Consider the following 21,937-nt stretch of genomic DNA (forward strand, 5'->3'; position numbering starts at 1 on the left):
GCTGACGCCTGTCTGCGATGCCAGCTCCTCGATCGTGATGGCGCGGTCCCAAGAGGCCTCGATGTACTCTTCGGCCAGCCGGACGATGCGCGGCACGACGTCCTTTTCGGCTCTCTCCAACAGCTCGCTGAAGTTGTGGCGGTGAGCCGACAGGAAGGAAACGATGAGAGCCTGCTCCAGTTCGACGAGCACCGTGCGTGGCAGCTCTGTCGCCGCCGCATCCAACTGATGAGCGAGGAACATCGCCAGATCGCGCAAGACCAGCGCGTTCGGCTGCACCGCAGCCGCTATGGGATCAAACTTGAGGACACCGGCTGGCTTTGCACCGAGCAGCGTCGTCAATGTCTGCTCCAACGCCCTCGCGCTTATTCGAAGAATGAGCTGCTCATAACCTGGCTCGAACACAATCTTGTTGGGCTCTCCCGGCGCCACTATGCAGGACTGCCGCTCGGTTACCGCGATCGCCGTGCCATTTAGAATGGTCGCAGCGCTGCCTTTGAGGCCAATTTGCAGGCGCGCGAAGTCGCCCTCCGGGAACTCGACGACTGACCTTGCGCCGCCATATGCACAAAAGCCAAGGCCGATGCTCGCAAGCTGAAGGTAGTTGCCCCCCTGGAAGCCATCTGCTTTGGAGACTGCGAAGCCAGTTGCCCCGTAGACCGTACGCAACGCGTGCTCCATCGCCTCCGGATCGTCTGTACGAATGACGGGAGCGCGGCTCAGCAGGCTCACGGATCGGTCGAGGTTCATCGGAGGATCGGTCCCCACTTATATGGCTTGTGTGAATAATGGAGCGTACGTCTTCCGGGCTGATCCAGGTCAACCTCCGAAACACCTTCGTCAGGCGGCAGGCGCCGCGGTTCCATCAGGTTCCCGTTTCTCACATGTTAATTCGAAAGGGTAATTGGCTAGTGATGCAGCTAATTCTGAGCAAAGTTTGCAGAGATTGGACTTGAGAATGACTTCAAAATCGCCGCGCGACGCGCTTCAATCTCGTTGAGATGAACAGGCCGCAGGTCTTCTCTGCGGCCGCAAGAGAGGAGACGAATGTGGCGGCACGGGACCAGTATTTCGGCCCGACGACGTGGAACTCATGAGGTCCGTGCTGGACGAGGCGGTGATCATCCTGCCCACTGGCACACCGCCAGTGTCTCACGTTTCCTATGGGACACAGTCCTCATGATTGGCTCTCAAGCTTGAGCGGGCGTCGTTCGCGTGCTGCTCGACGGCTTTGAGGGAATGGGGATCAGGTGATCAAGACAAGCGCCGCCCAACCGTCGACGCTGGGCGCTTGAGATACTCGATCTTGCGAAGCAGGTCACCGAAGCGATGAACTTATGACCTTGTCACAACGCGAGCCTGGCAACGTCCACACGCCTGTCGATATGAGGCGATATGAGGTGAGTCCTTATCATGCTTATCAAGACGGTCACGTTGCATTCTATTACTTATCTTGTAGGGATTACCAGTTCAGTGGCAGTGCACCAGGTCATCCCCTCGCCGGGCACAGCGATCATCTTCCAGTCCGGCACGACTGCAATACGTTATCAGCAGGTCGCCAATCGCTCGACCAAAAGCGATAAGTTGCCAATCAGGCACGCAAAGCGTCAACTCAACGTGCCAGGTTCTAAATTCGGAACCGACTGCAAACCGCCAATTGATGTCCCTGGGCGCTGCTTTGCAGACGCCGGAGGAACCCGCAAGGTCGCGTTGTCCGCTCCCGGCCCCCTTCGTGGCATACCGATTGCTTTGAACCAAATCGGTCCTGATGCGACGGGTCTGGTGTAGTCGTGGTGCAGAAAAAAATGACCGATATTCGAGGCGGCGACCTGTCCAATCAGGCTGTATTGAAATCGCTAAGTAGACTCCGCGCAGCAAAGCTGCGCCTCGATCGGCCGACGTCGCTCCAATCGACAGAGGCCACCCTGTTGTCGCAGATCGCGCTTTGCGACGTTCTATTGGACGAAATTCAGTCGATCGCTTGCAGCCTAAAGCGGCCGAGGCCGTACCCCGGTGAGCCGACGGCTGGTCGGAACCGGGCACGGCTGTGGTACCGTTCCTCAAACATGGGGTGCAGCGCCGGCACGCGGCGCAGCGATGCCGCCTTCCATCGCTGGAGACGGGGCCGCGTGCCGTCGATTGACGAGGCCGGTGCGGCCGATGGGTCGCAGGGTCCCCCACGCGCATCGCGGCCGCTCGCCGCAGAGTCTCGCAGCCTCCAAAAACTCCGCTGTCTTCCCGGCGTACGCAGGGACCCATAACCACGGGGGGATTGGTGACATGAGATGGCCCGACGCCCGCAGCCCAGCGGCCTTTCTTTACGGAGGATAGGTCCCGGGTCGGCGCCCCGCCGCCGCTTCGCGCCGTCGTGGCTTGCGCGGGACGACAACGGAGGTTGGCGGGAGAGCGGAGACGCGGATCAGTCGTCACGTAGCCCGGATGAGCGCAGCGACATCCGGGTTCACCGACACGGCACGTGAGACCCCGCATGTCGCTGGCGCCGACGCGCGTCCCGCGCGCCGGCTATCGCTCATCCGGGCTACGCGCCGCACCCAGACAGATCCGCCAGATCCGCGCGAGAAGCGCACCATCTCTCCCCCGTCATGGCGAGCGCAATGAAGCAATCCAGACTGCCGCCGCGGAACGATTCTGGATTGCTTCGCTGCGCTTGCAACGACGATCGGCCCGACGGTCTCGTGCGTCAAGCTGTCATTCGCACCGGGCGGTGGGCACGTCGCTGCGCGGCTTTCGCCGCGTAGCGCCTACACGACTACAACTACACATTCTCCAGATGGCACGCCACCCACTGGTCCTCGCCCTTCAGACGCAGCTCGGGTGCCTCCACTCGGCAGCGGTCGAATGCGAGCGGGCAGCGGGTGTTGAAGCGGCAGCCCTTGGGCGGGTTGACGGGGCTGGGAACATCGCCCTTGAGAATGATCGGGGTGCGCTCGGCGCCGGGCTCGGGAATTGGGACGGCTGAGAGAAGCGCCCTGGTGTAGGGATGGCCGGGGGACGCGAAGATCTGGCGGCGCGGGGCGAGCTCGACGATGCGGCCGAGATACATCACGGCGACGCGGTGCGTCATGTGCTCGACGATGGCGAGGTCGTGGCTGATGAAGAGGAGCGCGAGGCCGAACTCGCGCTGCAAATCCTGCAGCAGGTTGACGATCTGCGCCTTGACGGAGACGTCGAGCGCCGACACCGCCTCGTCACAAACGATGAGATCAGGCTTGGCGGCGAGCGCGCGCGCAATGCCGATGCGCTGGCGCTGGCCGCCGGAGAATTCGTGCGGGCGGCGGTTCACGGCGTCGCGCGGCAGCCGGACGATCTCCATCAGCTCAGCAATGCGCGCATCGCGCTCGGCCGCAGTCTTGGCGAGGCCGAAATTGTTGATCGGCTCGGCGAGGATGTCGCGGATGCGCATCCGCGGATTGAGGCTGGAGAACGGATCCTGGAACACGACCTGCACGCGGCGGCGCATCTCGCGCAGGCGGTGCGGGCCGAGATCGTCGATGCGCAGGCCGTCGAGCACGATCTGTCCGGCCGTGATGTCGAACAGCCGCAGGATGGCGCGGCCGACGGTCGACTTGCCGCAGCCGGATTCGCCGACCAGCGACAGGGTCTCGCCGCGCGCGATCTCGAACGACACGCCGTCGACGGCGTGCACCCGGCTCTTGGCTCGGCCGAACAGGCCGCTGCGGATCGGAAAATGCTTCTTGAGGTCGTTGACCTGCAGCAAGGGAGCGCTCATGCGGCGGCCTGCTCCTTGGCGGCGAAGTGACAGGCAGCGATGTGGTGCAGCGCCTTCTGCTCCAGCCCCGGCGCATATTGCCGGCACACATCGGTGGCGAGCGCGCAGCGGCCGGCGAACACGCAGCCCTCGATGCGCTGCTTGAGGTCCGGCACCTGACCGGGAATCTCCGCGAGCCGCTTGATCTCGCCCGACAGCGACGAGCCGAGCTTCGGCAGCGCGCCGAGCAGGCCCTGCGTGTAGGGATGGCGGGGGCTGCGGAACAGCTCCCTCACCGGCGCTTCTTCGACCTTGCGGCCCGCATACATCACCATCACCCGCTCGGCGACCTCGGCAACGACGCCGAGATCATGGGTGATCAGGATGATCGCAGCGCCGACGCGCTGCTTCAGTTCCAGCATCAGCTTGAGGATCTGCGCCTGGATGGTGACGTCGAGCGCGGTGGTCGGCTCGTCGGCGATCAGGAGCTTTGGATTGCAGGCGAGCGCCATCGCGATCATCACGCGCTGGCGCATGCCGCCGGAGAGCTGATGCGGATATTCGCGCACGCGCCGTGCCGGCTCGGGGATGCCGACCAGGGTCAGCATCTCCACCGCGCGCGCCTCCGCCTGCGCCTGGTCGAGCCCCTGATGCAGCCGCAAGGTCTCGCCGATCTGGCGGCCAACCGTCAGCACCGGGTTGAGGCTGGTCATCGGCTCCTGGAAGATCATCGAGATGTCGTTGCCGCGAAGCGCGCGCATCTCGCGGTCGGAGAGCGTCAGGATCTCCCTGCCCTCGAGGCGGATGGAGCCGGCGATCTTGCCGGGCGGCTCCGGGATCAGGCGCATCATCGACATCGAGGTGACGGATTTGCCGCAGCCGGATTCGCCGACGATGGCGAGCGTCTCGCCGGGATTGACGTGGAACGACACGCCGTCGACGGCGCGGTTGATGCCGGTGGGGGTGCGGAAATGCACCTGCAGGTTCTCGACCTCGAGCAATGGCATCATTTGAGCTCCCGGCGATCTCTGACTGCGCTGCTCATGGGCTCTTCGCCATGCGCGGGTCGAGCGCGTCGCGCAGGCCGTCGCCGACCAGGTTCACCGCGAGCACGGTGACCGACAGGAACGCCGCCGGGAAGAACACGATGTAGGGCTTGACCTGCCACAGCGCGCGGCCCTCGGCCATGATGTTGCCCCAGGACGGAATGGTCGGCGGCGTGCCGGCGCCGATGAAGGAGAGGATGGCCTCGGTGATCATGGCGCTGGCGCAGATATACGTCGCCTGCACCAGCATCGGCGCGGTCGTGTTCGGCAGGATGTGGCGCAGGATGACCATCGGCGTGCGCGTGCCCGAGGCGACGGCGCCATCGACATAGGGCTGCTCTCGCAACGACAGCACGACGCCGCGCACCAGCCGCGCCACGCGCGGGATCTCGGCGATGGTGATGGCGAGGATGACGTTGCCGACGCTGCCGCGCGTCAGCGCCATCAGCGCCACCGCCAGCAAGATCGGCGGGATCGACATCAGCCCGTCCATGCAGCGCATCAGCACGCCGTCGGCCCAGCGCACGAAGCCGGCGACGAGGCCGATGGTGAGCCCGATCAAGGAGGCGCCAAGCGCCACCGCGAGGCCAACCGTGAGCGAGACACGGGTGCCATAGAGCACGCGGGAATAGATGTCGCGGCCGAGCGCATCGGTGCCGAACCAGAAATCCGCCGACGGCAGCCGCGTGCGCTTGGCCGGCGCGATCGCGGTGGGATCGACGGTGAAGAGGAATGGCGCGAACACGCCGATGATGACGAGCAGCAGCAGCAGCGCGCCGCCGATCGCCACCGTCGGATGGTTGCGCAGGAAGCCGATGGCGCCGCGCCGGATCTTCGGCGCGGCCATCAGGTCCGGCAGGACAGGCGCGACGACGAGGCCCGGCGGCGGCGAAATGGATGTCGTGGCGGTCAATAGCGGATCCTCGGGTCGACTAGGGTGTAGGTGATGTCGATCAGGAGATTGACGAGCACGTAGACGAAGCTGAACAAGAGCACGATGCCCTGGATGACCGGATAGTCACGGCGCAGGATCGCATCGATGGTGAGCCGGCCGAGACCCGGAATGGCGAACACGCTCTCGGTGACGACGGCGCCGCCGATCAGAAGCGCGATGCCGATGCCGACCACGGTGACGATCGGCACCGCGGCATTCTTCAGCGCATGAATGAACAGGATGCCGCCCTGCCCCAGCCCCTTGGCGCGGGCGGTGCGGATATAGTCCTGCTGCAGCACCTCGAGCATGGCGGCGCGGGTGATGCGCGCGATCAGCGCGATGTAGACGCAGCCGAGCGCGACCGCGGGCAGGATCAGGTTCTGCAGCCACGGCCAGACGCCTTGGGCCAGCGGCGTGTAGCCCTGCACCGGAAGCCAGTCGAACTTCAGCGCGAACACGTAGGCCAGGATGTAGCCGACCACGAACACCGGCACCGAGAAGCCGAACACGGCAAAGGCCATGATGATGCGGTCGATCCACGTCCCTGCCTTCCACGCAGCGATGACGCCGAGCGGCACCGCGACGATGATGGTGAGGACCAGGGTCACCATCATCAGTGACAAGGTCGGCTCGATCCGCTGGGCGATCAGGGCCGACACCGGCAGGTTGGTGAAGATCGAGGTGCCCAGATCGAAGTGCAGCAGACGCCACACCCAACTGCCGAACTGGACCAGGAATGGCTGGTCCAGTCCGAGATTGGCGCGGATGCGCTCGACGTCGGCCGGACTCGCCTGGTCGCCGGCGATGACAACGGCCGGATCGCCCGGCGCGATGTACAGCAGGCTGAAGACGAACAGCGCGACGATCGCCATCACCGGCAGCGTCGACAGGACTCGTCGGAGCGCATAAGCGAGCATGAGACGTCTTTCGCTTTACGCCGTCTTCGACACGCCCCAGAACAGCGGGATCGGCCCCTTGGTCACGCCGGAGACGTTCTTGCGCCACGCGGTGTAGCCGAGGAAGAAGCCGGTCGGCGCGAACACGACGTCGTCGAGCGCGGCCTTGTTGATGCGCGCGGCAACCGCCTTCTCCTCGTCGAGCGACTTGGCGGCGAACCAGTTGGTGATCTCCTTTTCCACGGGCTCGCTGGTCGGCCAGCCGAACCAGGCCTTGTCGCCATTGGCCCGCAGCGCGGTGTAGGCGGCCGGGTTGATGCAGTCGGCGCCTGCGTGCCAGGTGTGGAACATGTGCCAGCCGCCTTGCGAAGGCGGCGTCTTCTGCGCGCGGCGGGCGCCGACGGTGCCCCAATCGGTGGCGACGAAGTCGACGGTCATGCCGAGCTTCTTCAGGAGATCGGCGGTAACGTCGCCGAACGCCTTGGTGATCGGCTGGTCCTGCGCGACGACGCAGGTGATCGGCTCACCCTTATAGCCGGCCTCCTCGAGCAGCTTCTTGGCCGCCGCGAAATCGCGTTTGCCTTTGAGGATGTCGCCGCCCGCCTCGGTATAGAGCGGCGTGTCCGGCGTGAAGAAGCCGGGCAGCGGCTTCCACAGCGCGTTGTCGTCGCCGACCAGCGCGCGCATATAATCTTCCTGGCTCATCGCCATCAGGATCGCCTGGCGCGCCTTCACGTTGTTGAACGGCGCATGCAGGTGGTTCATGCGGAACGAGCCGACATTGCCCAGGGGATCGCCGATGTCGACGCCGATGTTCTTGTTGCCCTTCAGCACCGGCACGAGATCGGTGATCGGGTTCTCCCACCAGTCGACCTCGCCGTTCTGCAACGCGGCGGCCGCGGTCGCGGGATCCGGCATGATCACCCATTCGACGCGATCGACCAGCACCTGCTTGCCGCCGGCGAGCCAGACCGGCTTCTCCTGGCGCGGCACGTAGTCGGTGAACTTCTCGAACACGGCCTTGGCGCCCGGCACCCACTCGCCCTTGACGAACTTGAACGGGCCAGAGCCGACATATTCCGACATCTGCTTGAACGGGTCGGTCTGCGCAATGCGCTCGGGCATGATGAAGGCGCAGGGCGCATTGCCCTTGCCGAGCGCGAACAGCATTTTCGGATAGGGCTGCTTCAACACCCATTTGAAGGTCTTGTCGTCGACGGCCGTGAGCTCGTTCTGTAGCGCCTTGAGCATCAGGCCCATCGGATCGCGCGCCGACCAGCGCGTGAGGCTGGCGACGACGTCCTTGGCGAGCACCGGCTCGCCGTCGTGGAATTTCAGGCCGGGACGCAGCTTGAAGGTCCAGGTCAGGCCGTCGTCGGACACCTGCTCGGATTCCACCATCTGGCGCTGCGGCACGAACTGGTCGTCGATGCCGTACAGCGTATCCCACACCATCGCGGCCGCGTTGCGCACGACATATTGCGTGCCCCAGATCGGATCGAAATTGGCGAGATTGGCCTGCGGCACGAAACGCAGCGTCCGTGCGGACGCGCCTTGCGCGATCGCCGGCGCCGCGAACCCCGTCAGCGCCAGGCCACTCGCGCCCGCCAATCCCTTCAATACCGTTCTGCGATCCATGTTCTCTCCTGATGCAACTTGCCTGAGTTCAATTGCCGAAATTGTAAGCAAGGCCCATGCCATGCGCGCGAAGGGGATTCATTTGAACGCAAATGAGGCATGAGGCGCAAGGGCGCAGGTGCCGTAGGGTGGGCAAAGGCGATGCGATAATCCCTCCACGTCCGAGGTCACCGTGGCGCCGTGCCCACCATCGCGCCGCACACTCCGCCGCAAGACGGTGCACACGGCGCCATTGCGGTCTCACATTTGGAAACAGCACGGCTGCGCCTTTGCCCACCCTACGCAGTGTGCCAGCTGGCCGCATCACGGCTTGCGCACCGGCGAGCCATCCGCCATCAGCCGCTCGCCCTTGCGTTCGACGATCATGCCATAGGCTTGCGGCTGGCGGTGGACGTCGAAATTGAAGATCGTCTGCTTATAGGATCTGCACAAATCGAGGTCACAGCGCGCCAGCGCGATCTCGTCGCCCTTGGTGGCGCAGGCCGCCACGATCTCGCCCGAGGGTGCGATGATGCAGCTGCCGGCGATGTGGTCGATGCCCTCCTCGATGCCGCCCTTGGCGACGCCGATCACCCAGGTGCCGTTCTGATAGGCACCGGACTGCATCACCAGGCGGTTGTGGAACAGCGAAAGGTCGTCATGCTCCGGTGCGGGCGGATTGTGCACCGGCGTGTTGTAGCCGATCAGCACCATCTCGACGCCCTGCAGCCCCATCACGCGATAGGTCTCGGGCCAGCGGCGGTCGTTGCAGATCGCCATGCCGATCACGCCGCCAAAGGCGCTGGCGACGCCGAAACTTTTGCCCGGCTCGAAATAGCGCTTTTCCAGATGTTGGAACTTGCGCCACGGCTCGTGCTCGGCATGGCCCGGCAGATGCACCTTGCGGTATTTCGAGACGATCGCGCCGGTCTTGTCGACGAGAATGGCCGTGTTGTAGCGGTGTACGATGCCGTCCTCGAGCGCCAGCTCGGCATAGCCCAGGCAGAAGCCGACGCGCAGCTCCTTCGCGAGCGCGAACAAGGCCTGCGTTTCCGGCCCTGGCATCTCGCGCTCGAAATAGAGGTCGATCTCGGCCTGATCGGCCATGTACCAGCGCGGGAAGAACGTCGTCAGCGCCAGCTCGGGATAAACGATCAGGTCGCAGCCATTGGCGTGCGCCTGCCGCATCAACGCCATCAGTCGCGCAACCACCGCGGTCCGTGTTTCGCTCTTGGCAATCGGACCGAGCTGACCAATGGCGACGTTGACGAAGCGCGGCATGTTTCCGTTCCTTATTTCGGAACTAAGTGATCGTTCCGTGGCGCGCAGCTCTTGCACCGATCATGCCATGCCTGCTCAATCGCGCAAGCCCGGCGCGTAGCCGAACGCCACGGCCGGCTCGGCCGCGGTCTCGACCCACACGCTCTTCACCTGCGTGTATTCGTAGAGCGCCTCGACGCCGGAGGAGCGGCCATGGCCGCTGTTGTTGTAGCCGCCGAACGGCGAGGCGACGTTGATGGTCTTGTAGGCGTTGATCCAGAACGTCCCGGCCTTGACCTGTGCTGCGACGCGATGCGCGCGCGCGACATCCCTGGTCCACACCGCGCCCGCGAGGCCGAACTCGCTGTCATTGGCGATCGCGATCGCCTCCGCCTCGGTGTCGAAGCGGATCGCGGCGACGACCGGACCGAACACCTCCTTGCGCGCGATGCCCATGGCGTTGGTGACGTTCTTGAGCACGGTCGGCTTGACGAAATATCCGCCGTCCTGCGCCACGCCATTTGCGCCAGCGACGACCTCGGCCCCCTCGGCCGCGCCTTCACGGATCATCGACAGCACGTGATCATATTGCTTGGCGTTGTTGATCGGACCGATCTCGGTGTCCGCCGACAGCGGATCGCCGCATCTGATCTTCGCCGCGCCTTTCGCGACCAGATCGACGAAGCGGTCATAGACCGCGCCCTGCACCAGCAGCCTGGAGCCGGCGACGCAGCTCTGTCCGGCGCCGCCGAAGATCGCGGCCTGCGCGCCGACGGCGGCGCGTTCGAGATCGGCATCGGCGAACACGATGTTGGCGGACTTGCCGCCGAGCTCGAGCACCGACGGCAACAGCCTGCGCGCCGCAGCCTCGCCGATCAGCCGCCCGGTCGGCACCGAACCGACAAACACGACCTTTTTGACCGCAGGCTGCGCCAGCGCCGCCTGCCCCGTGGTGTGGCCGAAACCCGCGAGCACGTTGACGACGCCCTTCGGCAGGCCCGCGCGTTCGGCGATGCTTGCCAGCGCCAGCGACGTCAGCGGCGTCAGCTCCGAGGGCTTGAGCAGCACGGCGTTGCCCATGCTGATGGCGGGCGCGATTTGCCAGCCCGCGGTGAAGACTGGCGCGTTCCACGGCGTGATCTGCAGCACCACGCCCATCGGCTCGCGACGCGTGTAGTTGAGATGGCTCGAAGGCACCGGGATGACGTCGCCGTGGAATTTGTCGGCCCAGCCGGCATAGTACTCGAACATCTCCGCGACCTTGGCGACTTCGCCCCTGGTGTCGCGGATCGGCTTGCCGGCGGACAGTGATTCCAGATGCGCCAGCGGCTCGGCCGCTGCGAGGATCGCCCGTGCCACCGCCTGCATCACGCGGCCGCGGCCCGCGGCGGTCAGATTCGCCCACTCCGCCTGCCCCGCCACAGCAGCTGCCGCCGCCTTGGCCGCCACATCGGCGCCGGCATCGGCATAGGTGAACAGCAATCTGCCGGTGGCGGGATCATTCACCGAGACCGTCGCGCCATCGCCGACGATGAGGTCACCGCCGACATGGGAGCCAACGGCCTCCAAGTCAGGCCAGAACGGTAGCGTCGCGGCGCGCAGGCGGGGATCGATGAAATGGGTCATGGCGGCAGGCTCACGGCTTCGCCATCGAACCGAGCTGCAGCTCGACGATGCGGTTGAAATCATCAGTGTCGGCAATGCTGGCGGCGCTGTCCGCCCAGATGCGCGCGGTGTCGGCGGCCATCGGCAGCGACAGTCCGAGCTCACCGATGAGCTGCGCCGCGAGCCTGACGTCCTTGCGCATCAGCTGCATGGTGAAGCCGGAATCGAAGGCGCCGTTGAGAATCCAATTGGGCACGTTGACGAGCGTGACGCCGGAGCGGCCCGAGCCGGCATTCAGACCTTCCAGCAGCCGCTCGGCATCGACGCCCGCCGCATCGGCGATGCGCAGCGCCTCCGCGGCGGTGAGCAGGTGCGCGGCGCAGAGGAGATTGTTGACGATCTTGGCGACGTTGCCGGCGCCGACGCCGCCGACATGGACGCGCTTGGCGCTCATGCGATCCAGCACCGGCATCACACGCGCCAGATCCGCGTCGTCGGCGCCGATCACCATGGTCATCGTGCCGCTCGCCGCGCCCTTCGGTCCGCCGCTGACGGGCGCATCGACGAAGCCCATGCCGCGCGCCTTGAGAAGGGCTGCGAGCCGGCGCGAGGTCTCGGGATGCGAGGTCGAGGTGTCGACGATGACGACGCCGGGCCTGGCCTGCGCGAGGATGCCGCCGGCGCCCTCCACGACATCGGCGACGATGCCGGCGGTCGGCAGCGACAGGATGACGATGTCGGCGGCGGCGATCACGCCGCCAATGCCGTCGGCAATCGCGATGCCCTCGGCCGCCAGCGCCGTTCGCGTCGCGGCGAGCGCGTCATAGCCGGTGACGGCAAAGCCGGCGCCCTTCAGCGTCAGCGCCATGCCGCGCCCCATCTTGCCAAGTCCGATGATGCCGATCGCCGTCACGTGGCCTCCTGCCAGGATTTGCCTCGGCAGCGTAGCCGCACCAATCCGGAGCAGACATCAGCGCCCTCCGCCGCTAGTGTTGCCCTGAGGTCAACAGTTTCCGAAGCCATGTCCGCCCTGCTCGATCGCCACCGCCTGCACTATCTGCACGAGGCGATCCGCCTCGGCTCGGTGCGCGCCGCCGCTGAAGCACTCGACGTCAACGCGTCGGTGATCAGCCGGCAGATCGCACTGCTGGAGAAGGAGCTCGGCCTGACCCTGCTCGAGCGGCTCAGCCGCGGCATCCGCGCCACCGAGGCCGGCGCGCTGCTGGTCGAGCGCTTCCGACAATGGCAGGCCGACCAGGCCGACACCGTCGCGAAGTTGCGCGAACTGCAGGGCCTCAAGCGCGGCCATGTCGACATCGTGCTCGGCGAGGGTTTCGTCAGCGACCTGATGTCCGGCCCGCTCGGCCGGTTCTGGCAGCGCCATCCCGACCTCACCATGGCGTTCGATCTCGCCGGCACCAACGAGGTCGTCAATGCCGTTGCCGAGGATCGCCATCACATCGGGCTGGTGTTCAATCCGGGCGCCGATCCCCGCATCCGGATCGCCACCGCGAGCCGGCAGCCGCTGTGCGCGATCATGCCTCCGGATCATGCGCTGGCGCGGCTCGGCCGTCCCTTGCGCCTGCGCGAGCTCGCCGACCACCCGCTCGGACTGATGCATCCGAGCTACGGCACGCGCCAGATCGTGGCGATGGCGGAAGCCGCTGAACGTATCGCTCTGTCGCCGAAGCTGACCACCAGCTCGATCAACGTGCTCCGCCACTTCGTCAAGAGCGGCCTCGGCCTGACGCTCTTGCCCGCCTTCTCGATCGCCGCCGATCTTGCCGACGGCTCACTCGCTGCCGTGCCGGTCGACAACCGCCTGCTGGCCTCGAGCGAAGCCTGCGTCATCACCCGGCGCGGCCGCGAGCTGCCGCATGCCGCCGGTCACCTGCTGCGCTTCCTGAGTGGCCAGATGCGGGCGTTCCGGGTCGGCGGAGCCGCCGGCAAGACCAGGACGCGCGGCGCCGGACGTTGATCCGCGCAGATCACCGCGGATCGTTTTCCGTTGCGCTCGCACGTGGGTTGCGATTGGATGTTGCAACCTCGGGAATCGACCTCATGCGCAACGTTCTCGCGATCGCGTTCGGCCTGTGGGCGGCGACAGCGGCCCAGGCCGAGACCTGCCAGTTCATCGGCAACCAGATCCTGTGCGACGACGGGACCTCGGGGCAGCGGATCGGCAACAACACCTATTGGAACGACGGCTCCTCGTCACAGCAGATCGGGCGCTTCACCTACAACAACGACGGCAGTAGCTCGCAGCAGATCGGCAACCACACCTACTACAGCGACGGCACGTCGGCGCATACGATCGGAAACACGACCTATTTCAGCGACGGCAGGACGTGCCGACGGATGGGCAACCGCGTCTCTTGCGACTAGGCGATTCGGCCAATGTGACCGACGCTGCAACGGCTTCTCGGAGCTGGAAATATTTGAAATAAAGGGAATTGAACCCTTGCATCGGGGCACGTCGGCTCCGGTCGACGGTCGTTCGACTGGCGTTTCACGAAGGTAGCCATCATGGAGTTCCGCTTTTCTTCAACGATCGAAGACGAGGCCTCACACGTCCGCTTCCAACTTGGAAATCTCGAATTCTTTCGAACCGAGAAATATGATGTGACCTGGCCAGATGCACTCAAAGCGGAGATCGAGCAAGGTATAGCTCAGTTTTCAGATGAGAGACTGCGCGACGCGATCGTGCGTCACGACTTGCCGGGCGCCAGTTTGGAGCGCGTCGTGCAGTCATGGCGGCGGGTGGAGGATCGATTTGCTTCCGATTTCGTTGCGCAGCTTACGCGACAGTTGCCAAAGGTCGTGCGCGTCCATGTCACCAAGTTTGGTCCGGGCGGGTCGCACAATGGCGCATCGATGGCGCCGCGGTTGGTCGTAAGCTATCCGGAAATGAAGGGATTGGATTTCAACAGCGTTCTCGTCCATGAGTTCATCGAAGTCTTGCTTTGGACAAGGTTCCACAGCGAAGAAGCCAGACTGGGAAAGAGAGCCGCTCATGCCATCAAGGAAGCTGTCGTCGACAAGTTCTGCTCCTGCGACAACCTGATACCCGTCGTTGGGAGCTACAGAAAACAAGCGAGCTATTCCCAACTGCCTCCGGATTGGGAAGGTTGGCTACCAGCTAAAGGGCTGACGTGGAGTTCGTAGCGACCAGGCCAAATCTAGTGCGGCGTCATGCTGGCTGGCGTTGACGCAGCGGTGGTGACGGCTAACAAGTAAGAGGTCACAGTTCGGGCCGGCAAACAGTCAACCACCCGACGAATTCACTCCACGACCAAACCTTGACCGAAAACCCGGCGCGATGAATTCTTGCGGCGAGCCGGGTTTCGTTTGTTACCAAAACATCAGACTCGTCCGCAGCCGTTGCAGCTATCAGCGCGTCTTCCGCGTGCTTCGTATTTCCTGCCATGTGCGCGACGATTGAGGCGTTGACTGCATTGCGGCCCCAACTGCATTCATCCCACTCTGAAACGTCCCAAATTGCGCCGGTTGTCGATACCTTCCCAGCCAGTCCGTATATCTCCAACAAAGCAGCGCGCTTCGGCTCTGGAGCCAGCGACAGCTCATCGCGCTGAACGTGGGTGCTAACGAGCGTCAATTGACCGTCCGCGATGCGCTCCTGAATCGCTCCGATCACAACCTGATCGGCCGCAACCAGATCATGCACATTACTGTCCAGCATGATTCTCATGGGTCAGTGTTCTATTTGAAAATGAATCGTCAGGTAAAATGGTTGCCACCATACTTGCCACCAAAGAGAACCTACCTTTGGCTAAGTGGCTGAAAATACTGGAGCGGGTGAAGGGAATCGAACCCTCGTATTCAGCTTGGAAGGCTGCTGCTCTACCATTGAGCTACACCCGCATCAGGGCGTTCCCTAACATGGTCCGCGGCGGGTCTCAACCTCTTCGGGGCGGGGTTTCGAAGCGGATGGGTCCCGGATCGGGCCTGATGGAACGGCCCGAAGCGATGGCAGCGCACGACACCGAGACCGCGGCGCGGCACGCCGGCGGCGGCCCGGTTCCGTAATCTGCCCCTACCCTCGCCGGCCGGACCGTCCTATATTGGCGTGACCATCAACAACGAAAGGAGGTGATCCAGTGTCTTTCACCAAGCGCTGTCACCTCGCTGGGATCGCCCGCTGAGCGGCTCTTCATGAGCGACGTTTAAGGGCGTGATTCGTCAGCGGATTGCGCCATCGCGGCTTGGCAATGGGGCGGTCTCGGCCCTGGACCAGCGAGTTCAAGAACGGAAGCGCGGCGGGTCTCACGGCTCGCCGCGTTTTTTATGGCACCTCCGCCCGTTCCCCGGCGGACGGTGCCGGGGGCGCCGGCTCACTGCGGACGAACCGCCGCGCCAGGAAGCCGCCGAAGCCGAGCATCCAGAAATACTGCACGTACTCCGGTGCAAGCGCTGCGATCACGATGCCCGGCACGAACACGATGACGGGAAAGATCGCGCCGGCGATCTCGGCATGGCGGCCGCTTGGAAGCGCGAGCCACCACAGCGCGGCGTTCAGCGACGCAATGATCGTCAGATGCAGGCCATAGAGGACGGCCACCGCGCTGCTCAGCCTGTAGCCGCCGTAGAGCCCGTTGGTCACCGGCAGCAGCACGATCGACAACAGGAAGAACAGATTCAGGATGACCACGGGCCGGCCCGCAAACGGCTGCCGGGCCAGCCGCCGGTGGTGGCTGATCCAGAACACGCCGGCGATGATGAAGCTGAGGACCAGCCCGGCGAGACGGCCGGAATAGGTATGCGCCAGGTCGATCCAGCCGGGCATATGCGCGAAATTGGGCTTCGGCAGGTCGTAGGCGAGAAGCGTCATCGCCACACCGAAGATGGTGTTGGACAGCGATTCCAGCCGGCGCATCTCGAACAGGTGGGACTGAGGCTCTGTCATGTCGAATCGGAAGCGACCGCGGCGGGGAACGGAGATGAAGACTCACGTTCTATAGCAGCTCCGGCGCCGCACCGCCCGACCTCGCTGCCGCCCTTGGGCGGCAGCGGTCACTTCACTCGCCACCCTCCAGACCACAATCGGCGATCGAGCGTCAGCCCTCACCGGCACGCATAGATGTGGCCATCGAAGCCGCGATAGCTGCGCGTCGCCGGGTTGTAGCTGCGGAACTGGACGCAGGCCGGCACACCCGCTGTGCGCAGCCGGGGCTTGTCCTCCGGATGCAGCCGGGCCGCGGTCGGGGTTGCGGCCGCAGGCCTCGCCATCACGATCATCGGCCGGCTGGCGACCATGCGCGATGTCCTGCCGCCATCCTTGACCGCTGCATCCCTGACGGCGACCACAACGGCCTGCGCCTGGGCCGCCTTGCCGGATGACGGCTTGCCCGATGAGGCCCTGGCTGGGGATGGCGTCGTCGCGGGCGGATTGGCCGCGGCCGTCTTGGCGGAGGACGGCTTGGCAGAGGACGGCTTGGTCGCTGCTGCCGCCGTCGACGGCGATTTCACGGACGGCTTGGTCAGGGACGGCTTGCCGGCGACTGGCTCTGCTGCGGCGGCCTTCGGAGCCGCATCCTGCTTGTCCGTAACTGCGGCCTGCTTCGGCTCAGCCGAGGCGGCGGATGTCGTCGCAGCCGCCTCCGCAGCCGCGACAGGCTTGACCTCGGCACTGGCCGAAATGTCGGCGCTGGCAGCCTGGCTCGGAACGGACGGCCCGGGATTGACCGACGCGGTCTTGTCGTCTGCAGGGATCTTGTCCTCGGCAACGGGCGCCTCGGCCGGCTTCTTGTTCAGCTTCTTGCATTCCAGCGGGAACACCAGCTCGCCCGACGCCGTCAACCCGATCGGCTCGCATCCGCCGAACGGCCCGCTGTCCTTGCCCTGATCCTTGGCCACCTCGCCTGCGGATGGTGAGGAGCCGCCCGGCTCGGCGCTTCGCGCAAGCGAAACGCCAACTACAATCTGAAATAGAACAACGCCGCACAACAATCCGGCCCGGCCGGCCTTCCGCCCCAATGTACGCATGACACGCTCGCTCGACGCATGAACTCCGACAAGGCCATCACGCCATTGAGGCAAGTCTGTGAAGGCACGCCGCGGATTCCCGCTGCGATGTCAATTCGATGGCATTGTGTCCTGTTTGCACGACCAACCGTGCCGCAGGAATCCCTCAATGCGGTTGCAATCGGAGCCTAACAGGGTCGCCCGCGTGCGGTGACCGTCGGGCATTGACGGCCTCCGCCAGATGCGAGCGTCCGGACAGCCCCCTTGAGCGCAACCGACTATCGTCCCGACATCGACTGCCTGCGCGGCTTCGCAGTGATCTCGGTGATCGCGTTCCACTACGACATCTCGCCGTTTCGCAGCGGCTATGTCGGCGTCGACATCTTCTTCGTCATCTCGGGCTTCCTCATCACGCGGATCATTCATGCGGAGGCGCGGACCGGAACGTTCTCGTTCGCGGCGTTCTACCGGCGCCGTGCCCGGCGCATCCTGCCCGCCGCCCTCGCGATGCTGTGCGTCACCCTGCTCGGCGCCAGCGTGATCCTGTTGCCGCGAGATGCAGTGTCCGTGGCGCACCAAGCGCTGGCCGTCCTCGTCTTCTGCTCCAACATCCTGCTGTGGTCGCAGCAGGGCTATTTCGACGCCGCCGCCATCACCAAGCCGCTGCTGCACACCTGGTCGCTCGGGGTCGAGGAGCAGTACTATCTGCTGTTCCCCACGCTGGCGCTCGCCGCCTTCGCGCTGCGGCGGTCGCTGATGCTTGCGAGCTTCGCCGCGGTCTGCGCGACCTCGTTCCTGCTCTGTGTGATCCAGACCCGGCTGCAACCCGCCGCCGCGTTCTTTCTGTTGCCGGCCCGGGTCTGGGAGCTCGCGCTCGGCGCGCTGCTGGCCGTGGAAGCCCTGCCGGCACCGCAAAGCCAACGGCTCAGGATTGCGGTGGCAGCACTGGGCTGGATCGCACTCGCCGCCGCCGTCAACCTGTTCTCGCCGCACACGCCCTATCCCGGCACGGCCGCGCTACTGCCGTGCCTCGGCGCCGCCGCCGTGATCTGGGCCAATCCGACCCCGAGCAAGGCCGTGCTGACCGCGGTCAAACCGATGATCGCGATCGGGCTGTGGTCCTACTCGCTCTATCTCTGGCACTGGCCCGTCGTCTCGCTGGCGACGGCCGTCTGGGGTCCGCCGAGCTCGATCGCGGACAAGCTGGCGCTGCTTGGAGCCTGCACCGTGCTGGCGCTGACGAGCTTCTATCTGATCGAGCAGCCGGCGAGGCGCGCGCAGTCGCCGATCGCGGCGCGCGCGCTGGTCGCGAGCGCATCGGTCGTGCTGCTGGCGTCACTCTCGATCATCGGACTTGCCGGCTTTCCCGCCCGCTTCTCGCCGCGGGAGCGGGCGATAGCGGAATTCATCAGCTACGATCATAAGTCCGTCTATGAGAGCGGCACCTGCTTCCTCGATCCGGGCCAGACGTTCGAGGCGCTGCAGCCGTCATGCCTTGCCAAAGGCCCGCGCCCGCGCATCCTGGTGTGGGGCGACAGTCACGCCGCTCACCTCATCCATGGCCTGACGCGAGCCATGCCCCAGGCCTCGCTACTGCGCGCCAGCCTTGCGCAATGCGTCCCTCACGCCGAAGCGGGCCAGTCCGCCGCCTGCACGAATTTCAACCGCCGGCTGCCTCGGCTGGTGCGCGAGCTCACGCCCGACATCGTCGTGCTCTCGGGCAATTGGACGCGCACCGCGACGACGCCGGCCGCACAGGCGAGCCTGCTCGCCACGATCAAGGCGATTGCGGACACCGGCAGCAAGGTGGTGGTGGTCGGGCCGGGCCCGCAATTCGATCGTCCGCTGCCGCATCTGCTGATCGCGGCGAAGCGGTTCGGCGTCGGTACCGACGGGCACATGCTGGATCTGCTCGGCGAGGTCGACGACTTCATGCGCACGCTGCTGACGGACGTGGCGCAGACCGAATACGTTTCGCTGCTCGCGCTGCTGTGTCCGGCAGGAGATTGCGTGCTCCAGACCACCGACGGCGCGCCGCTCGCCTGGGACGATGGTCACCTCACGGCGCAGGGCTCGGAGCTCGCAGGCGCACGGATCGTCGCGGCGTCGCCGGCATTGGCCGCGGCCGCAAGCGCCGCAACCGATAGCGAATAGCGCCACCTAATCGTCCGACAAGAACCTCGCGAACACCGGCGCGGCGCGCTCGCCCATGCGCTGGGCCCCTGCCACGGTGAAATGGCCGGCATCCTGGAACAGCCACACACCACCCTCCACGACCGGGCAATCCTGGTCGCAATAGACCTCCGAGGGCCTGAGCAGCGTCACCTTGGCGAGCGGCCTGATCGCCTCCAACAGGACGGCATCGATGATGCGGTTGGTCGCCACCGCCTCGCTCTTCGGCACGGCATCGCACGGCTTGGCAGGCGCATGCCAGCGCGGCCCGGGCAGCATGCGTAGCTGATCGAAGGCGCAATTCACCGGACGGACCTGGCCGCCGACGACGAGGAAATGCCGGCCCGGCCGGTCGAGCAGACGGATCGTCTCGGCAAGATGACCGGCGACCGCGGCGTTGCGGGCCTGTGCTGCCGGCCCATCGCCGAGATCGAGATAATGCTGCCACGCCTGCCCGATCACGACGAAATCGGCCTGCGACTGCCGGATCCGCGGCAGCTCGCTGTCGCGCAGCTCGGCGCAGACCTGGGCGCGCGGTCCCTCCGCGGTGAGCCCGGCGAGCGTGGGACATCCGCTCATGGTGGAGACGTGCCCAATCATGCCGCGCGCCTTCAGCGTCGCATCGAGCGCGGCGACATATTGCTGGACGTAGGAATCGCCGAGCAGCTCGACGCCGCGCGTGCCGTCGAGATCGCCGAACGCGCAGAGACGGCCGAAGGTGCGGCCGCATTTGTTGAGGCCGAAGCCCTGAAGCTGGAACAGCGCGAGCTGGTCGTCGGGCAGTCGCGACACGACGCCGTTGGCGCGGAACGTCACATGGGTGAGCGCGGCACCCACGATGAGCACGGTCGCAAAGCTCGCCACCTGCGCGACCCTCGGCCACGGCAGCCGCCGCAGCGGCCGCTCGACGATGACGAACATCAGCGTGGTCAGCACCGCCATCAGCGCGAGCTGCGCCGCCAGTCCCGCCGCGGTCTGCGCCGCATCGCCAAAGATGAAACGGACGAAGAAGATCACCGGCCAGTGCACGAGATACAGCGAATAGGAGGCGGCGCCGACGACGCGCACCGGGCGGACCATCACCAGCGATGTCGGCGCGTTGGCCGCAATGATGACGGCTGTGGCGATGCAGGGCAGCAGCGTGGTGACGCCCGCAAGGGACTGATAGCGGCCGATCACGAGGAGGCTGCCGGCCAGGACGACGTCGCCACAGGCGGCGGCGAGCAGGCGTGCGCGCGGCGACGCTGCCAGGCGGGCCTCGAGCGGAATGGCGAGCGCGCCGAGCGCGAATTCGAACACCCGGAACGGCGTCAGGAAGAACACGGCGTCCGGATCGCGCGATGACCAGAGTGCGGCCGCGGCAAGGGACAACAGCCCGATCGCCGCAATGGCACGGAACACATGCCGGCGCGTGCCGAGCCACATCAGCAGCAGCGGCGCCAGCGCGTAGAATTGAACCTCCGCCGACAGCGACCACAAATGCAGCAGCGGCAACTGATCCGCGCTCGGCGCGAAATAGGTGCTGGCCTCGCGCCAATATTGGATGTTGGCGATCGAGAGCAGCCCGTGGGTCGCCTCCTTGGCGAGCTGGCGCAGGGCTTCCGGCGACAAAAACAGCCAGCCGACCGCGAACGTCGCCGCTGTCGTCGTGACCAGCGCCGGCAGGATGCGCCGCGCCCTGCGCAGATAGAACTCCGACAGCGAGAACCGCTGCGCGGCGACGTCGCGCAGGATCTGCCCGGTGATGAGATAGCCGGAGATGACGAAGAAGATGTCGACGCCGGCATAGCCAGCCTCGAAACCCGTGATCTTCAGATGAAAGAGAATGACGATGACGACGGCGATCGCCCGGAGGGCATCGATGTCGGCCCGATGACTGCGTTCCAATGTCGTCCACTCCGCGCATCCCTCGAGGCGGACGAGTTGCACAGACACGGATGGCAACAGCGGGAAACAGTCATGACGTCATCGGACCCATCCGATGACACCGCGCCGGCGGTGGAGTGGCGGACGTGAAGAAGGATTGCTGAAGTCGGCCGCAAGTTCGGCAATTCGTTGAACCGTCTGCTCGAATGCGGCAATCTGGCGGCGCTCAGCGGCAATGCAGGGGCTGATGGTGGTGACGGGACTGTTGCGAGGAGAATGGCGGGCAGCCTTCGCGGGAATAGCTGTCGCGGCGATGTTGGTTGCGGCCACCTCAGCCGCGGCGCAAGCCCAGGCGCCTGCTCCCGACGCGGCAGCCCCGGCGCCCGGTCCCGCTCAGACCACGGTCGAACGCAACGCCAAGGGCGTCGCCGGCAAGCCGATCCAGGTCGGGATCTATCTCAACGTCCAGCCCGACTGCTCGTCCGGCCCCCTTCCCTCCATCCGTCTGCTGACGGCGCCGGGCAACGGCACCGTCACGATCAAGCGCGGCAAGGTCAGCGCGACCAACTACAAGCAGTGCCTCGCCCTGGAAGTGCCGGGCTTCATCGCCTTCTATCAGTCGAAGGCCGACTTCGCCGGCACCGACACGGTCACGCTCGAGGTCAAGTTCCCGCAGGGCCGCACCGAAGTGCAGCGGATCATGATCAACGTCGGCGTCGGGCCGGCGGGGCAGAAGATCTGAGCCGCAGCGCATCGGCGACGCCGCCTCCATGAGAAAAGGGCCGCCTCATGGGCGGCCCTTTGCTTCTGCTTGTCCCAAGCCGGCCGG

At 65.5% G+C, this 21,937-nt stretch carries 19 protein-coding genes and 1 tRNA gene; 6 read left to right on the plus strand and 14 right to left on the minus strand.

Going from position 1 to position 21,937, the window contains the following annotated elements:
* A partial coding sequence (locus QX132_RS22455) for an AraC family transcriptional regulator (protein ID WP_316162925.1) occupies positions 1–750 on the minus strand: 750 nt, incomplete at its 3' end.
* Between the two features lie 663 nt (positions 751–1,413).
* Here QX132_RS22455 and QX132_RS22460 point away from each other — a divergent pair.
* Positions 1,414–1,788, plus strand: a complete 375-nt coding sequence (locus tag QX132_RS22460) for a hypothetical protein (RefSeq protein ID WP_316162926.1) — start codon at positions 1,414–1,416, stop codon at positions 1,786–1,788.
* A 988-nt stretch (positions 1,789–2,776) separates the two neighbouring features.
* Here QX132_RS22460 and QX132_RS22465 read toward each other — a convergent pair.
* From QX132_RS22465 to QX132_RS22500, 8 genes are all read right to left on the minus strand, one after another.
* Positions 2,777–3,751: an oligopeptide/dipeptide ABC transporter ATP-binding protein gene (locus QX132_RS22465; protein ID WP_315737560.1), complete on the minus strand. Its 975-nt coding sequence runs from the start codon at positions 3,749–3,751 to the stop codon at positions 2,777–2,779.
* Positions 3,748–4,737, minus strand: coding sequence for an ABC transporter ATP-binding protein (locus tag QX132_RS22470; RefSeq protein ID WP_316163001.1), 990 nt, complete (start codon positions 4,735–4,737; stop codon positions 3,748–3,750). Before QX132_RS22470 ends, QX132_RS22465 begins: the two co-directional genes overlap by 4 nt.
* 34 nt (positions 4,738–4,771) lie before the next feature.
* Positions 4,772–5,689 carry an ABC transporter permease gene (locus QX132_RS22475; RefSeq protein ID WP_316162927.1) on the minus strand — a complete coding sequence of 306 codons (918 nt, stop codon included), beginning with the start codon at positions 5,687–5,689 and terminating at the stop codon, positions 4,772–4,774.
* Positions 5,686–6,627 (minus strand): ABC transporter permease, encoded by a 942-nt coding sequence (locus QX132_RS22480; RefSeq protein WP_315754136.1) that lies wholly within the window; start codon positions 6,625–6,627, stop codon positions 5,686–5,688. Before QX132_RS22480 ends, QX132_RS22475 begins: the two co-directional genes overlap by 4 nt.
* A 15-nt stretch (positions 6,628–6,642) precedes the next feature.
* Positions 6,643–8,244: an ABC transporter substrate-binding protein gene (locus tag QX132_RS22485; RefSeq protein WP_315811504.1), complete on the minus strand. Its 1,602-nt coding sequence runs from the start codon at positions 8,242–8,244 to the stop codon at positions 6,643–6,645.
* A gap of 303 nt (positions 8,245–8,547) precedes the next feature.
* Positions 8,548–9,504 (minus strand): N-carbamoyl-D-amino-acid hydrolase, encoded by a 957-nt coding sequence (locus QX132_RS22490; RefSeq protein WP_316162928.1) that lies wholly within the window; start codon positions 9,502–9,504, stop codon positions 8,548–8,550.
* Between the two features lie 75 nt (positions 9,505–9,579).
* A complete protein-coding gene (locus tag QX132_RS22495; RefSeq protein ID WP_316162929.1) occupies positions 9,580–11,109 on the minus strand; it encodes an aldehyde dehydrogenase family protein in 1,530 nt (509 codons plus the stop codon).
* A gap of 10 nt (positions 11,110–11,119) precedes the next feature.
* Positions 11,120–12,001 (minus strand): NAD(P)-dependent oxidoreductase, encoded by an 882-nt coding sequence (locus QX132_RS22500; protein WP_315776655.1) that lies wholly within the window; start codon positions 11,999–12,001, stop codon positions 11,120–11,122.
* A 108-nt stretch (positions 12,002–12,109) separates the two neighbouring features.
* On the opposite strand from QX132_RS22500, the gene QX132_RS22505 reads away from it, so the two are divergent.
* The 3 genes from QX132_RS22505 to QX132_RS22515 all read left to right on the plus strand — a co-directional run bounded on the left by QX132_RS22505 (position 12,110) and on the right by QX132_RS22515 (position 14,253).
* Positions 12,110–13,066 (plus strand): LysR family transcriptional regulator, encoded by a 957-nt coding sequence (locus QX132_RS22505; protein WP_316162930.1) that lies wholly within the window; start codon positions 12,110–12,112, stop codon positions 13,064–13,066.
* 83 nt (positions 13,067–13,149) lie between these two features.
* Positions 13,150–13,473, plus strand: a complete 324-nt coding sequence (locus QX132_RS22510) for a hypothetical protein (protein WP_315754125.1) — start codon at positions 13,150–13,152, stop codon at positions 13,471–13,473.
* A gap of 141 nt (positions 13,474–13,614) precedes the next feature.
* A complete protein-coding gene (locus QX132_RS22515; protein ID WP_316162931.1) occupies positions 13,615–14,253 on the plus strand; it encodes a hypothetical protein in 639 nt (212 codons plus the stop codon).
* 76 nt (positions 14,254–14,329) lie between these two features.
* Here QX132_RS22515 and QX132_RS22520 read toward each other — a convergent pair whose 3' ends face one another.
* The 4 genes from QX132_RS22520 to QX132_RS22535 all read right to left on the minus strand — a co-directional run bounded on the left by QX132_RS22520 (position 14,330) and on the right by QX132_RS22535 (position 16,962).
* Complete coding sequence (locus tag QX132_RS22520) at positions 14,330–14,797, minus strand: hypothetical protein (protein WP_315737550.1); 468 nt, start codon at positions 14,795–14,797, stop codon at positions 14,330–14,332.
* A 99-nt stretch (positions 14,798–14,896) separates the two neighbouring features.
* Positions 14,897–14,970 (minus strand) — tRNA-Gly (locus tag QX132_RS22525).
* A gap of 421 nt (positions 14,971–15,391) precedes the next feature.
* Entirely contained in the window at positions 15,392–16,012 is a 621-nt protein-coding gene (locus QX132_RS22530) for a TMEM175 family protein (protein WP_315737549.1), read from the minus strand.
* Between the two features lie 158 nt (positions 16,013–16,170).
* Positions 16,171–16,962, minus strand: coding sequence for a hypothetical protein (locus tag QX132_RS22535; RefSeq protein WP_316162932.1), 792 nt, complete (start codon positions 16,960–16,962; stop codon positions 16,171–16,173).
* A 372-nt stretch (positions 16,963–17,334) separates the two neighbouring features.
* Here QX132_RS22535 and QX132_RS22540 point away from each other — a divergent pair, with 372 nt between their 5' ends.
* The gene (locus QX132_RS22540; RefSeq protein WP_316162933.1) at positions 17,335–19,224 is read left to right on the plus strand and encodes an acyltransferase family protein; all 1,890 of its coding nucleotides are present in this window, start codon (positions 17,335–17,337) and stop codon (positions 19,222–19,224) included.
* A gap of 6 nt (positions 19,225–19,230) precedes the next feature.
* On the opposite strand, the gene QX132_RS22545 is transcribed toward QX132_RS22540, so the two are convergent.
* The gene (locus tag QX132_RS22545; protein WP_316162934.1) at positions 19,231–21,129 is read right to left on the minus strand and encodes an acyltransferase family protein; all 1,899 of its coding nucleotides are present in this window, start codon (positions 21,127–21,129) and stop codon (positions 19,231–19,233) included.
* A 226-nt stretch (positions 21,130–21,355) separates the two neighbouring features.
* On the opposite strand from QX132_RS22545, the gene QX132_RS22550 reads away from it, so the two are divergent.
* Positions 21,356–21,850 (plus strand): hypothetical protein, encoded by a 495-nt coding sequence (locus QX132_RS22550; RefSeq protein WP_316162935.1) that lies wholly within the window; start codon positions 21,356–21,358, stop codon positions 21,848–21,850.
* Positions 21,851–21,937 lie beyond the last annotated feature (87 nt).

This window comes from Bradyrhizobium sp. SZCCHNRI20481, assembly GCF_032485055.1.
GTDB lineage: Bacteria > Pseudomonadota > Alphaproteobacteria > Rhizobiales > Xanthobacteraceae > Bradyrhizobium.